This is a genomic window from Brachybacterium sp. Z12, assembly GCF_014400405.1.
Taxonomy (GTDB): domain Bacteria; phylum Actinomycetota; class Actinomycetes; order Actinomycetales; family Dermabacteraceae; genus Brachybacterium.
This window is the reverse complement of the sequence record NZ_CP060496.1, coordinates 3,076,448-3,089,163: the sequence shown is the minus strand read 5'-3', so window position 1 is coordinate 3,089,163 and position 12,716 is coordinate 3,076,448. Positions and strand designations below refer to the sequence as shown.

Annotated in this window: 13 protein-coding genes and 1 pseudogene; 6 read left to right on the top strand and 8 right to left on the bottom strand. The window is 71.2% G+C overall.

Annotation, left to right across the window (positions count from 1 at the left end):
* Positions 1 to 5: 5 nt before the first annotated feature.
* From H3H54_RS16360 to H3H54_RS16340, 5 genes are read right to left on the bottom strand one after another with little or no spacing between them, the layout of a single operon-like run.
* On the bottom strand, positions 6 to 869 hold the full coding sequence (locus tag H3H54_RS16360; RefSeq protein ID WP_262424684.1) for an ABC transporter ATP-binding protein: 864 nt from the start codon (positions 867 to 869) through the stop codon (positions 6 to 8).
* The gene (locus H3H54_RS16355) at positions 866 to 1,516 is read right to left on the bottom strand and encodes an ABC transporter ATP-binding protein (RefSeq protein ID WP_262426516.1); all 651 of its coding nucleotides are present in this window, start codon (positions 1,514 to 1,516) and stop codon (positions 866 to 868) included. Before H3H54_RS16355 ends, H3H54_RS16360 begins: the two co-directional genes overlap by 4 nt.
* Positions 1,402 to 2,682 carry an ABC transporter permease gene (locus tag H3H54_RS16350; RefSeq protein ID WP_262424683.1) on the bottom strand — a complete coding sequence of 427 codons (1,281 nt, stop codon included), beginning with the start codon at positions 2,680 to 2,682 and terminating at the stop codon, positions 1,402 to 1,404. Before H3H54_RS16350 ends, H3H54_RS16355 begins: the two co-directional genes overlap by 115 nt.
* Positions 2,679 to 3,635, bottom strand: a complete 957-nt coding sequence (locus H3H54_RS16345) for an ABC transporter permease (protein ID WP_262424682.1) — start codon at positions 3,633 to 3,635, stop codon at positions 2,679 to 2,681. Before H3H54_RS16345 ends, H3H54_RS16350 begins: the two co-directional genes overlap by 4 nt.
* 8 nt (positions 3,636 to 3,643) lie before the next feature.
* Complete coding sequence (locus H3H54_RS16340) at positions 3,644 to 5,191, bottom strand: ABC transporter substrate-binding protein (protein WP_262424681.1); 1,548 nt, start codon at positions 5,189 to 5,191, stop codon at positions 3,644 to 3,646.
* A gap of 266 nt (positions 5,192 to 5,457) precedes the next feature.
* On the opposite strand from H3H54_RS16340, the pseudogene H3H54_RS16335 reads away from it, so the two are divergent.
* The 4 genes and pseudogenes from H3H54_RS16335 to H3H54_RS19765 all read left to right on the top strand — a co-directional run.
* Positions 5,458 to 6,156, top strand: a pseudogene (locus H3H54_RS16335) (PLP-dependent transferase); the annotation flags it as partial.
* Between the two features lie 83 nt (positions 6,157 to 6,239).
* On the top strand, positions 6,240 to 6,872 hold the full coding sequence (locus H3H54_RS16330) for a PLP-dependent transferase (RefSeq protein ID WP_262426515.1): 633 nt from the start codon (positions 6,240 to 6,242) through the stop codon (positions 6,870 to 6,872).
* A gap of 208 nt (positions 6,873 to 7,080) precedes the next feature.
* Positions 7,081 to 7,680 (top strand): LLM class flavin-dependent oxidoreductase, encoded by a 600-nt coding sequence (locus H3H54_RS19770; protein ID WP_395962972.1) that lies wholly within the window; start codon positions 7,081 to 7,083, stop codon positions 7,678 to 7,680.
* Positions 7,614 to 8,108 (top strand): LLM class flavin-dependent oxidoreductase, encoded by a 495-nt coding sequence (locus H3H54_RS19765; protein WP_395963796.1) that lies wholly within the window; start codon positions 7,614 to 7,616, stop codon positions 8,106 to 8,108. Before H3H54_RS19770 ends, H3H54_RS19765 begins: the two co-directional genes overlap by 67 nt.
* Positions 8,109 to 8,153: 45 nt before the next feature.
* Here H3H54_RS19765 and H3H54_RS16320 read toward each other — a convergent pair whose 3' ends face one another.
* Positions 8,154 to 9,041 carry a M23 family metallopeptidase gene (locus H3H54_RS16320; protein WP_262424680.1) on the bottom strand — a complete coding sequence of 296 codons (888 nt, stop codon included), beginning with the start codon at positions 9,039 to 9,041 and terminating at the stop codon, positions 8,154 to 8,156.
* Between the two features lie 105 nt (positions 9,042 to 9,146).
* Between H3H54_RS16320 and H3H54_RS16315 the strand changes: the two genes are divergently transcribed.
* Both H3H54_RS16315 and H3H54_RS16310 read left to right on the top strand, forming a co-directional pair.
* Positions 9,147 to 9,335 (top strand): hypothetical protein, encoded by a 189-nt coding sequence (locus H3H54_RS16315; RefSeq protein WP_262424679.1) that lies wholly within the window; start codon positions 9,147 to 9,149, stop codon positions 9,333 to 9,335.
* The gene (locus H3H54_RS16310) at positions 9,332 to 9,604 is read left to right on the top strand and encodes a GNAT family N-acetyltransferase (RefSeq protein WP_262424678.1); all 273 of its coding nucleotides are present in this window, start codon (positions 9,332 to 9,334) and stop codon (positions 9,602 to 9,604) included. The genes H3H54_RS16315 and H3H54_RS16310 overlap by 4 nt, the downstream gene beginning before the upstream one ends.
* A 160-nt stretch (positions 9,605 to 9,764) precedes the next feature.
* Here H3H54_RS16310 and H3H54_RS16305 read toward each other — a convergent pair whose 3' ends face one another.
* A complete protein-coding gene (locus H3H54_RS16305; RefSeq protein ID WP_262424677.1) occupies positions 9,765 to 11,813 on the bottom strand; it encodes an acyltransferase family protein in 2,049 nt (682 codons plus the stop codon).
* 435 nt (positions 11,814 to 12,248) lie between these two features.
* On the bottom strand, positions 12,249 to 12,701 hold the full coding sequence (locus H3H54_RS16300; protein ID WP_262424676.1) for a hypothetical protein: 453 nt from the start codon (positions 12,699 to 12,701) through the stop codon (positions 12,249 to 12,251).
* Positions 12,702 to 12,716 lie beyond the last annotated feature (15 nt).

Genomic DNA, 12,716 nt, shown 5'->3' with positions numbered 1-12,716 from the left:
CTCCTTCAGTGAGAGGTGTGGCGGGGCGAACGCGGTGCGCGAGCGCCCTCGAGGGTGGGGATCGCGTCGATGAGGCGGCGCGTGTAGGGGTGCCGGGGAGCGCCCAGCACCTCGGCGGCGGTCCCGCTCTCCACGATCCCGCCGTCATGGAGGACCAGGACCCGATCGGCGATCGCGCCGAGCGAGGACAGATCGTGGGAGATGAGCAGGATGCCGGTGCCGGCCCGGGCCGCGGCCTCGATCGTGCGGACCACTTCGATGCGGCTGGAGGCATCCAGTGCGCTGACCGGCTCATCGCAGACCAGCAGCACCGGGTCCACGGCCAGGGCCCGTGCGATCGCGACCCGTTGCCGCTGACCGCCCGAGAGCTGGGCGGGCCGGGAGTCCCACAGCGAGCGGGCCAGGCCGACGGTGCGCAGGGCGTCCTCGGCATGCTGCGTGGCCTGGGCGGCTGGGAACGTCTGGCGGGCCCCTTCGAGCACCGAGTCCCGGGCGGTGAAACGCCCGTCGAGGCTGCGCAGCGGATCCTGGAACACGTACTGGGCGTGCCCGGCCCGGCGGAACGCACGCCAGCGTGCGCGGGTGTAGCCGCTGACCTCGTGGGCGTCGACGGCGACCGTGCCCCGGGTGGTGGGCACCAGCCCCAGCACGCTGCGTGCGAGCGAGGTCTTCCCCGAGCCGGATTCGCCGATCAGGCCCACCACCTCGCCGGGCGCGACCTCCAGGCTGACGCCATGGAGCACCTCCCGGTCGCCGTAGCGGATGGCGAGATCGTGCACGGCCAGGGCGGGGTGCGGTGGACTGTCGAGGACCGCCGGGTGCTCGGGAGCCCGGGCGAGGGCGGTGTCGGTGATCGCGGTGGTGGTCATAGCGGTGCTGCCTCCTTCTGACGGGCCGGCTCGCCCGACGCCGCTCCGGCGGCGCGGACGGCCTCGATCCCGAACACGGTGTGGTCGGCGACGAGAGTGCGGGTGTAGGGGTGCTGCGGGGCGCGCAGGACGGCGTCCGTCGGTCCCTCCTCGACCACCACGCCGTGGCGGAACACGTAGAGGTAGTCGCAGCTGTGGGCCAGTACGGCCAGATCGTGGGAGATCATCAGCACCGTGAGCGCATGCTCGCGGCGCAGCCTGCGCACCAGGGCGAGGACCTCCGCCTGCACCGTCACGTCTAGCGCGGTGGTGGCCTCATCGGCCACGAGCAGATCTGGTTCGCCGCTCACCGCGATCGCCAGCAGGATTCGCTGCAGCATCCCGCCCGAGAGCTCATGCGGGTACTGGCCGGCCACCCTGGACACCTCGCGCAGGCCCACATGGGCCAGCAGCTCGGCGCGGGTGGCGGCCGCCTCGCTCCGGCTCAGGCCGAGCGTGTGGCGCAGCACCTCGTCGACCTGGGCGCCGACCGTCAGGTGTGGGGTGAACCAGGTGGCCGGATCCTGGAAGACGGTGCCGATACGGCGCCCGTGCAGGTCCTTCCACGAGGCCTCACCCGCGGTGAGGTCGTGGCCGTCGAAGGCGATGCTCCCCCGGTGACGGAGACGCCGTCGGGCAGGACCCCGAGCAGCGACTTGACCGTCATCGTCTTCCCGGACCCGGATTCGCCCAGGATCCCGACGCTCGAGCCGCGGGGGACGCGCAGGCTCACGCCGCGCACCAGGTGCGCATCGGAGGACTCGGCATGGACGTGCAGATCCTCGATCTCGACCAGTGCCCGGTCGGTCTCGACCTCCGCGCCGCCCGAGCGGGGTCGCTGCAGCGGTGGGGTCGTGGTCGTCTCGGTGGTGCGCGCGCCGTCGGCGTCGTCGGTAGTGGCGGCGCGTTCGGAGAGCTCGGCGGGGGCGTCCTGCGCCGTCCCGTCGGGGCGGGCCCCTGCCCCGGTGCGCACATCGCGGAGCCTGTCGACCAGGACGCCCAGCGCCGCCACCGTGACCATGATCGCCAGCGCCGGGCCCACCGGATTGGCGGGCCGCGCGGCGAGATAGGACAGATCGGCGGCGAGCATGCCGCCCCAGGTGGGGGTGGGCGGCTGGACCCCCACCCCGAGGAAGGTCAGGCTCGCCACCACCAGCAGGCTCGCCGCGAGCGCGCTCGCCGAGGTCACCAGCAGCACCGGCACGATCCGCGGCAGCACGTGGGTGACGACGATCCGCGGGACCGGGACCCCGAACAGCCGCGCCGCCTCCACGAACTGCGTGTGGACGGTCTCGAGCACCGCGGCCCGCACCACTCGGAAGTAGGTGGGCGCGGCCAGGATCCCCACGGCGATCATCGCGGCATGGATGCTGTTGCCCAGCAGCGCACCGATCGCCACGGCGAAGGTGATGAAGGGGAGCGCCATGAACGAGTCGAAGATCCGCTCGATCAGCCAGCGCACCGGCCGCACCGCGAAGACCGCCACCAGGGCCGCGCCGGTGCCGAGCACGAGGGCGATCAGCACCGCCTCGAGGGCGGCCAGCACGGACAGCCGGGAACCGGCCAGCAGCCGCGAGAGGATGTCGCGGCCGAGGTAGTCGGTGCCCAGCCAGTGCGCCGCCGACGGCGCGGCCAGCACGTCCGAGGTGTTCTGCGCGAGCGGGTCATGCGGGGCGATGAACCCGCCGCACACGGTCAGGACTGCCACGACGCCGAGGACGAGCAGGGCCGCGAGGGCCGTCGGCCGGGCCAGCAGAGCACGGAAGGTGGTCATGCGAAGGTCCTCTCGGTGCGGGCGGCAGTGCGCTCCTCGGGGTTCAGCGCGGTCAGGAGGAGGTCGATCACGAAGGTGCTCAGCAGCACGGCCAGGACGGTCACCATCACCGCGCCGAGCACCACCGGCATGTCACCCTGGGTCGCTCCCTCGAAGGCCATCAGGCCCAGGCCCGGCAGGGAGAAGATCTGCTCGGCGATGATCGCACCACCGATCAGCCGCGGCACCTGGAGGCCGACCACCGACAGCGCCGGGCCGGCGGCATGGGGCAGTGCATGGCGCAGCAGGATCCGTGCCTCGGAGTGGCCGCGCAGCCGGGCGCCGATCACGAAGTTCTCCTCGTAGGTCGCCACCAGGGCGGTGCGCAGCTGACGGGCGATATCCGCTGCGGCCTCGAGCGAGAGGGCGATCGCCGGCAGGATGATGCAGGCCAGCCAGCCCGCCGGATCCTGGGTGAAGGGGACGAAACCGCCGGTGGGCAGGACCGGCACGGCCACGCCGAACACCAGGATCAGCATGATCGAGACCACGAACGGCGGCAGGGTCGCCAGCGTCGACGCAGCGAGGGTGACCGCGGTGTCGATCCAGCTGCCACGGTGCAGGGCGGCGAGGATCCCCGCACCTGCTCCGAGCGCGACCGCGAGCAGCAGCGCCAGGCCGGCGATCGACAGGCTCACCGGCAGGCGCTGGGTGATCGTGTCCGTCACCGCGATGCCGGTGAACCAGCTCGCGCCGAGGTCTCCCTGCAGCGCATCGCCGATCCACGTGAGGAACTGCACCACGAGCGGTCGGTCCCGGCCCAGCTCGTGGTCGAGCGCGGCGACCGCCTCGGCGGTGGCCGATTCGCCCAGCAGCAGCTCGGCCGGTTCCTGCTTCGCGAACGCGCCGAGCAGGAAGGTGATCGCGGCGGTGACCAGCAGCACCGGGACGGCGCGCAGGAGCGCGCGGGGCACGATGCGCCTCATGACCGCACCCCCACGCCCTCGAAGCGCTGCGTGTGCCGGCAGTGCGTGAAGCCGGTGACCCGCCCGTTCATCGCATGGGCGCGGTTCCAGTTCGCGATCCAGGCGTGCGGGGTCGCACCGACCACGGCGAGCTGGGTCGCGGCCTGCAGGTTCGAGGTGTAGTCGGGGGAGTCCAGCGGGGTGCGGCGGGCCAGGTCGAGGGCCTCGTCGAAGCCGCTCGGATGCTGCTCGGAGATGTTCATCCACCCGTCTTCGTCATAGAGGACCTCGAGCGCCTGGACCGGTGATTCCCGGCCGGAGAAGGAGGACATGTACAAGGTGTACGAGTGCGCCGCCTTCTGGCCGGAGCCCGGCGGCGCCATCTCCAGGGTGAGGTCGAAACCCGCCGCGGCGGTCTGGGCCTGGATCACCTCGGCGATCCTCGAGGAGGTGTCATCCCCTTCGCTGAGCACGTGGAAGGTGACGGAGATCGGGTCGGTGTGACCGGCCTCGGCCAGCAGGCTGCGCGCCCGCTCCACGTCGTGGTCCCAGTGCCGGTCCAGTGCGGGGTCGTAACCCTGCAGGTCGCGGGTGAAGGGCTGCCAGTCCGGTTCGCCGTGCCCGAAGAAGACGCTCTCGATGATCGCGTCGCGGTCGATCGCGCGGTTGAACGCCTCGACCACCCGCGGATCGTCGAAGGGAGCGTGGCGATTGTTGACCTCGATGGTGTGGACGTTGAAGCACGTGCCCGTGGTGATCCCGAACCCCGCCTGCTCGAGCGGCTCGATCTGGGAGTCGTCGATGTGGGCGATGTCGTACTGGCCGGAGCTCAGGCCTGCGTAGGTCACCGCCTCCGCCGGTCGCGGCACCACCCGCAGCTCGTCCAGGAGGATCTCCCCGGCGTTCCAGTGCTCCGGGTTGCGAACGAGGCGGGCGTGCGATCCAGGGACGTACCCGTCCAGGACGAACGGGCCAGCCCCCACCGGCGCCACGTTCAGCTCGACACCCGCGGCGATCGCCGCGGGCGAGACCAGATGGCCGATGAGACCGGCCAGCAGCAGGGGAACCTGGTGGTTCACCCCGGCCAGGTGCAGCGTCACATCGGTTTCGGAGTCGGCGGTGATGTCCACGATGACCGCGAGGGACTGCGCGCTCGTGGCCCCGGGCAGGTCCCGGCTGCGCTCCAGCCCGGCCTTGACCGCCGCGGCATCCACCGCGGTGCCGTCGCTGAAGGTCAGGCCCGGCCGCAGGTGGAAGGTCACGGCATCGCCCGCGTCGTTGTAGGTCCACGAGTGCGCGAGGTCCGGGGCGAGCTCACCGTCGGGATCCAGGCGGGTCAGGCCCGAGTGGACGAGGGACAGGACGTGGACGTCGTAGCCGATGCCGCGGGCGGAGTCCCATGTGGTCGGCAGCCGCCACCCCCAGGTGAGGGAGTTGGGCAGTCCCTCGGAGTCCCCGCCCCGCCCGCCGAGCCCGCCGAGGGCTCCCGAGGCAGGGGCGCAGCCGGCGGTGAGGGCGGCGGCGCCGAGCAGCCCGCCGAGCATCAGGGCCCGGCGCGGCAGCATGCGTCCTCGCTGCGGGACCGCTGCTGGGTTCTGCGGGGGCTGGGGAACCATCTTGCCTCTGACTGGTCGACTGGATCGGTCACCGGGGCGCGGGGCCCGGGCCGTCTCCCGAGGGAGCGCTGGGGCACACGGTGGCACGGGAGAGAGCCTTAGCGCCGCTTCGCGTTCATGGTTGGACTTATGGGGCCAATAAGTTTCACGAGGGTGCGGGGAGGTGGCGTCGTGACGCAGGATGACGGGCAGCGATCAGAGAGGAACTCACCGCGATGACACACCGCACCGCTGCGACCTCGGAGCAGGACACCCAGAGGACGCGGCCCCCAGGAGCCCCGACGGGCCGCGCCAGGGCGCTGTCCACGCGTCAGGTCCACGCCGGGTACACGCCGGGCGTCCCGCAGAACACGGTGGCCGTTCCCGTGTACCAGTCGGTGGCCTACGAGTTCGCGGACTTCGCGACCGCCCGCGACACCTTCGCCCTGAGCCGGCCCGGCAACATCTACAGCCGCAACGGGAACCCCACCAATGCGGTGCTCGAACGCCGGGTGAGCGACCTCGAGGGCGGGGCCGGCGCTCTTGCCCTCGGCTCCGGGCAGGCGGCCGTCGCCGTCTCCCTGCTGACCCTCATCGCCGCCGCAGGGCCGGGCGCGCACCACTTCGTGGCCTCGAACAAGCTCTACGGCGGCACCTCGGACCTGCTCGGCGACAGTTTCGCCGATCTCGGCATCGAGGTCACCTTCGTGGATCCCCTCGACTCCGAGGCATGGCGTGGGGCGATCCGCGACACCACTCGTGGCTTCTTCCTCGAGTCGATCGGCAACCCGGTTCTCACCGTGCCGGATCTCCGCGCGATCGCGGACGTCGCCCACGCCGCGCACATCCCCGTCGTCGTGGACAACACCATGGCCACCCCGGTGCTGCTGCGCCCCTTCGAGCACGGCGCCGACATCGTGGTGCACTCCGCGACCAAGTACCTCGGTGGCCACGGGACGGCGATCGCGGGCGTGATCGTGGACGGCGGCACGTTCGACTTCACCGCCGGTCCCGCGCGCTGGCCGCGCCTGACGGAGCCCTATCGTCGGTTCGACGGCATCGTGTTCACCGACGCCTTCGACGGCAGCGAGGGCCGCACCCCTTCCTGGTCCTGGCCCGGGCCAAGAGCGTCCACGACCTCGGGCCCACGCTCTCGCCGACCAGCGCCTCGCAGATCCTGCTCGGCATCGAGACCCTCGAGCTGCGCGTGCGCCGACAGACGGCGACGGCTCTCGAGCTGGCTCGCTTCCTCGATGAGCGGCACGAGGTGGCCCGCGTCCACCACCCTGGGCTGGACGGGCATCCCGAGCACGAGCTCGTGAGCAGCCTGCTGCCCGAAGGGTTGGGCAGCGTCTTCTCCTTCGATCTGGCGGGAGGTCCGGACGTCGTCGAGACGTTCATCGATTCCCTCGAGCTGTTCGCCCTGGTCGCCAACATCGGCGACGTGCGCTCCCTCGTCGTCCACCCCGCGACCACGACTCATTCGCGCCTGGATGAGAAAGGCCGGGCCGACGCCGGCATCGACCTCACCACCATTCGCCTGTCGATCGGCGTCGAGGATCCCGACGACCTTCGCGCCGACCTCGCCCAGGCGCTGCAGGCGGGGGCCAGAGCGACCGCGGCCGCAACGGAGGCCCCCGCACCGCACTGATCGGCCCCTTCCTCCGCGGACCCCACTCGCGGGCGGCTCCTGGGTTCGTTGACCACCGCCCGGACCTCGGGCCTGTTGACCATCCTCCCGGCTCTCGGGTCCGCCTTCCCCCCCCGCCCGACTCTCGGGCCTGTATTCCACACGCCCGGCCCACGGGCCTGTATTCCACCCGCGTGCCTTCCGGGCTCGCACCCACGTCAGGAGAGACATGAGATTCGGCTACTGGACCCCGGTGTACGGCGGCTTCCTCCGCAACGTCGAGGATGAAGGCATGCCTGCCACCTGGGAGTATGTTCGGAAGGTGAGCACGCTCGCCGATCGCCTGGGGTTCGAGCTGACGCTCGTCCCCGAGCTCTACCTCAACGACCGCAAGGGGCCCGAGGCGCCGAGCCTCGAGGCCTGGTCGCTCGCGACCGCCATCTCGGCCGTCACCGAGAATCTCGAGATCCTCACCGCGATCAGGCCCGGCTACCACAACCCGCAGGTCACGGCGAAGAGGCTGTCCACCCTGGCGGACATCTCTGGCGACCGCCTCTCCCTCAACGTCGTCGCAGCCTGGTGGGCGGAGGAGGCCTCGCAGTTCGGCGGGGTCTTCCCCTCCCACGACGATCGGTACGTGCACTGCACCGAATTCGTCGATGCCCTGCGTGGACTGTGGACCGAGACCCCTTACAGCCAGCACGGACGCTATTTCGACATCGACTCGACCGTGGTCGAACCGAAGCCGGCCACGCTGCCCCCATCTATGCCGGAGGGGAATCCGAGGGCGGGCGCGAGGCGATCGCAGCCTTCTCCGACTCCTACGTGACCCACGGAGGGACCGTCGACGAGCTGCGGAAGAAGGTCGCTGACGTCAACGCCCGCCGCGAGCGCCTCCAGGGCGCCGCCTTCGACTCCATCGGCATGAGCGCCTACGTCATCATCCGCGACAGCGAGGCCGAGGCACGCGCCGAGCTCGAGCGCATCACGACCATCAACCCGGACTCGCCCGGATACGCGTCCTTCGAAGAGTTCACCAAGCACTCGAACCTCGACGTGGAGGTCTCCGCCCGTGAGTACTCCGTCGGCACCCGGGCGCTGCGCCCCGAGCTGGTCGGCACCCCTGAGCAGGTGGCGGAGAAGATCCGCGCCTACGAGGAGGCGGGCGTGAACCTGCTGCTCATCCAGGCCTCACCGCTGCACGAGGAGCTCGAGCGGATCGCCACCGACCTCTTCCCGCTGGTCGGCAAGAACTGACATCTGCGTCATCGCGGTGGGCTGCGGACACGGGCTGAATCGTGGTCAGCGCTCGCCAGGGTCCGCTCCCGCCGGCGGCACCACGAACAGCTCCTCGTTGGCCGGCACGCCGCGCTGCGGGGCACCCTCGTCGGAGACGTACTCCCACTCGAACGGCAGGCCGTGCGCGGTGGTGATGTCCGTCCCGTCCATCAGCTGGAAGTGCACGTGCGGGTCCGAGGAGTTGCCGGAGTTCCCGCACTCGGCGATCTGCTGCCCCGCCGTCACGCGCTCGCCGCGCACCACCTGGACCGAGCCGCGACGCAGGTGCGCCAGCACGGCGACCACGGAGCCGTCGGGCGTGCCGCCGGTAGCCGCCCCACCGGCCGACCCGTCGGCCTCGGCGCGCAGGAGCACGTGATTTCCCAGCAGATGACGGGGCGTGCCCGCGCTGCGCACGACGCTCTCGACGAGCATGACGATCAGCCCGAGCGGGGACAGGCGCGTGAGGTGGTCCCGGCTGGTGCTGCGCGTCGCGACGACCACGCCGTCGAAGGGGGCGAGGACCGGCTGGCCGAACGACGGGAACTCCTGCGGCCGGCGCATCGGCGGCCACAACCAGTCCATCGCCCGCGGCGAGGTGCCCGGCGGCTCGTGCGTGATGTCGAGGGCGTACGTCTGGGCGAGGGCGTGCGTGTGCGAGGGGACCTTCGAAGCGGGGGAGTTCAGGCCCCGCCACCGCCCGGTCACCGGCGCCTCGATCAGCAGCGGTGCCCGCTCCTGCGTCGGGCGCTGGCGGCCCGCACTCAGGAACTGCCCCACCAGCCCCAGCACCACCAGCGCCACGCCCGCGAAGTACAGCGGACCGATCCCGTACCCGAATGAGACGGTCACGATGATCAGCACCGCGCCGAGGGCGATCGCGGGACCGGAGAGGCGGAGCAGCAGGGCCACGGTGAAGCCTTGTCTCGAGAGGGGCCGGGATGCCTGCACCGTACGCGCCGCAGGCCGAGCGGAAAACCCGTGGTCGAAGCGACGGGCCGCAGATACGGTCGGGACATGGACTCCGACGCCTTCGTTCCCGTCGACTTCGTGCCGCCCACTTCGCTGGCACACGAACGCTTCCGCCTCGAGCCGCTCGGCCCCCAGCACAACGCGGCCGATCTCGCCGCCTGGACCTCGAGCGTCGCGCACATCCGCGCGACCCCGGCTACCCCGACGGCTCCTGGCCGCCGCCCGAGGGCATGACCCCCGAGCGCAACCGGCAGGACCTCGAACGCCACGCCTCCGACTTCGCTGCGCGCCGAGGCTTCACCTTCACCGTGCTGGATCCGGAAGGCGGCGATGTGATCGGCTGCGTGTACATCTATCCCACGCCCTCGAAGGAGCACGACGCGGAGGTGCAGTCCTGGGTGCGGGCCTCCCACGCCGAGCTGGACGGACCGCTCGCGGGTGCCGTCGCGCAGTGGCTCGCCGAGGACTGGCCCTGGGACCGGGTGTACCGCCACGGGCGGTGACGAGCGGCGCAGCGGGTGACTGCTTCCGCGCCGTCACTCAGCTCCCCGCCGCGGTACCGAGAAGACTCGGGCGGTCAGAGTCTCGCCGCTGCCTGACGGATCCGTCTGCGGAGCAGGATCGACGCTCCTGAGCCCGGGTGCCCGGGGGCTCTCCTGCCCGTCACGCCACCATCGGCCCGATCTGCTCCCACAGGGGCTGGGCCATCTCGCGGCTGAAGGTCTGCGTGAGGTGGTGCTGATCGCGGAACACCACGGTGTTCCCGATGATCGCGGGGCAGGTGGCGTCGTTGCAGAAGTACCGGGTGAGGTCCACGTACTGCGCGTCCGTGCCGGAGTGGGCCACGGCCTCGGCCTCCGCGGCGACGAGAGGCTCATCGAACGCGTCCTGGCGCGGGGCGGCGCAGCTGTTCGCGGTCTCGAGGTGCTTGGCCAGGCAGTGGTTCGGTGTCTGGACCTGGGTGGGCACGTCCCTCATCACCGCCACCTGCGGGCCGTCGATCCGGGTGATCGTCTCGGCCAGCCCCGCTCGCCACTGCGCGTCGGCGTCGGCGCCCGAACCCGGCATGAGCCGTTCGCGATTGTTGAAGCCGGCGAGGACCACCAGGTCCGGCTGCTCCGCCTCGATCCGGTCCAGCACCCCGTCGCGCCACTGCGCGCACGAGTCGTACGGCCGGTCCAGGAACTGCTGCTCCGTCTCGAGCGGCAGGCAGGAGTTCTTGGTGTTGCTGTCCAGCCGGATCTTCCCCTCGTCCGCGAGCTGTTCGAGGGCCGGATACCAGCTGGCGGCGTGGGAATCGCCCACCAGGAACACCAGCGGCGCCTCGGCCTCCTCCCCGATCCGGCAACCGCTGGGATCGGAATTCTCCTCGTCGCGGTGGCAGCCCGCGTCGTAGACGGAGGGGTTGTCCGCGGCGACCGCGTCGAGGGTGGGGGAGAGGTTCGAAGGGACGAAGTCCGTGCCCACGGGATCGAGGGCCTGCTTCTCAGGGGCCGCCGTGCGCTCGGAGGACACCGCCTGCTGGGGGACGGCGATGGCGATGCCCGCCGAGGTCGCGATCACCGCGAGCGATGCTGCGGCCGCCAGGGCGCCGGTCACCCAGGACGGTCGGCGCCTCAGGGAGGGCCAGCGCAGCACGGGCCGCTCGACGAACCGGTGCAGCAACCAGGCCAGCGGCACCGCCGCCGCTCCGAGCAGCAGCCGGATCCACAGTGGCAGGGGCTCCTCGGAGAAGGTGGCGGCCTGGGGGATCACCTGCAGCGGCCAGTGCACCAGGTACAGCGAGTACGAGATCGTGCCGAGGAACTGCATCGGTGCGAGCCCCAGCACGCGCCCGGCATGCCACCGCCCCGGAGCGGCGCCGCCGACGATGAGCAGCGCCGTGGCCAGCACCGGCAGCGCCGCGGTCCAGCCCGGGAACGGGGTGCCCTCATCGAAGCCCAGCGCCACCAGCGCCAGCCCCGCCAGGCCCAGCCAGGCCAGCAGGCCCGTGCGCTCGGCGCGCAGCCAGCGCGCCCCGGACCTCAGGCCGAAGGCGACCAGCGCCCCCGCTCCGAGCTCCCAGGCACGGGTGGGCAGGGAGAAGAAGGTCCACGGCTGGGAGACGTCCATCAGCAGCACGCAGGCGAGGAAGGACGCGGCGGTGAGCACCGCGGCACCGATCATCAGGCGCCGCTCGCTGCGCCGCAGCAGCCAGAAGCCTGCCGCCAGCAGCAGCGGCCAGAACAGGTAGAACTGCTCCTCGATGCCGAGGGACCAGTAGTGCTGGAACACCGAGGGGGTGGTCTCGGCGAGATAGTCCGTGCCCTCCTGCGCGAAGAGGTAGTTCGGCACATACAGCGCGGTCGCGGCCGCGCCCCGCAGGACGTCCTGCATCAGCAGCGGGGACATCCAGATCCAGGCCGCGAGCATCGTCAGGAGCGCGACCAGCAGTGCGGCCGGCAGGATGCGCCGGGCCCGCTTGGCGTAGAAGGCGCCGAAGCTGATCCGGCCCTCCCGCGCGAGCGCCTCCAGCAGGTGGGTGGTGATGAGGAAGCCGGAGATCACGAAGAAGACGTCCACGCCCACGAACCCGCCGGAAAGCACCGAGACACCGGCGTGGTAGAGCAGCACCAGCATCACCGCGATCGCCCGCAGCCCCTGGATGTCAGGGCGGAAGCCAGGCCTGTGCGCAGGGCCTGTTCGCGGGGCAGAGACGGCAGGGGCGGTCACGGAACTCCTCGGGATGGACAGCACCCGCGAGGATAACGAAAAGGTCACGGCTGGGCGGGGTGAGGCTCGGCGTGCCGTGACCTATCCCGCGTGCCGATGTCTCGAGCAGCTGTGTGCGCATCTATTGGGATCACCCGGAGGGGTACACGCTCCAGCAGACAACCCTGCAGCAGGCGACCGGCGGCGTCGGCTCGATCCTCGAGCCTGTCCTCGGATTCAGCGTCAGCTCGAACACGACACAGAACGGCGACGGCACCTACACCACGACGATCCCCGCTGGCCTGCTCGGCCTGCTCGGGCTCGGATCCACGATGCGCTTCGGCATCACGGTCGAGGATCCGAGCGGGCGGCGATTGGACACCGCGATCATCGAAGCGCGATCCATCGATCTCGGGATCGGAACCTGCGAGAACCTGACGGGGCAAGCGCCGCAGCTCAGCGTTTCGGCGCCGTCCCGGCCTCCGCATCCTCGCCCATCTCCGCGATGTACGCGGAGAAGATCTCCTCGCGCAGCGCTTCGACGCGCTTCTTCAGCGTCTTGCGGTCCTTCCGGGTGGTGCCCGGCGCCTTCAGCAGCTGGGCGGCGCGCTGGCAGCTGTCCAGGCGCTTCGCCCAATCCTCGGCCCGTCGCGCCTCGCCGGCATCGTCTGCTGAGTCCGCGAGATAACCCACCTGCTCGCGGAGGATGCCCACCGTGGTGAGCACGCCGTCGGGCTTATCGGTGGTGACCTTCTGCAGCTTCGCGCCCTGCTCCTTGATCGACTCCCACACCTCGGGGTGAGAGGAGAGCCAGCGCGCCCCCGCAGCCAGCAGCGGGAGCAGCCACTTCGCGGTGTGGATGACCGACTTCGTCGTGGACGGGCCCGGGATCAGACTCTTTCCGGCCATGGTGTGCGCTCCTTC

Excerpts from the sequence above, each read along its gene's own strand:
- H3H54_RS16360 (WP_262424684.1), bottom strand. The coding sequence starts at position 869 with ATGACCACCACCGCGATCACCGACACCGCCCTCGCCCGGGCTCCCGAG.
- H3H54_RS16350 (WP_262424683.1), bottom strand. The coding sequence starts at position 2,682 with ATGACCACCTTCCGTGCTCTGCTGGCCCGGCCGACGGCCCTCGCGGCC.
- H3H54_RS16340 (WP_262424681.1), bottom strand. The coding sequence starts at position 5,191 with ATGCTGCCGCGCCGGGCCCTGATGCTCGGCGGGCTGCTCGGCGCCGCC.
- H3H54_RS19770 (WP_395962972.1), top strand. The coding sequence starts at position 7,081 with ATGAGATTCGGCTACTGGACCCCGGTGTACGGCGGCTTCCTCCGCAAC.
- H3H54_RS16315 (WP_262424679.1), top strand. The coding sequence starts at position 9,147 with ATGGACTCCGACGCCTTCGTTCCCGTCGACTTCGTGCCGCCCACTTCG.
- H3H54_RS16310 (WP_262424678.1), top strand. The coding sequence starts at position 9,332 with ATGACCCCCGAGCGCAACCGGCAGGACCTCGAACGCCACGCCTCCGAC.
- H3H54_RS16300 (WP_262424676.1), bottom strand. The coding sequence starts at position 12,701 with ATGGCCGGAAAGAGTCTGATCCCGGGCCCGTCCACGACGAAGTCGGTC.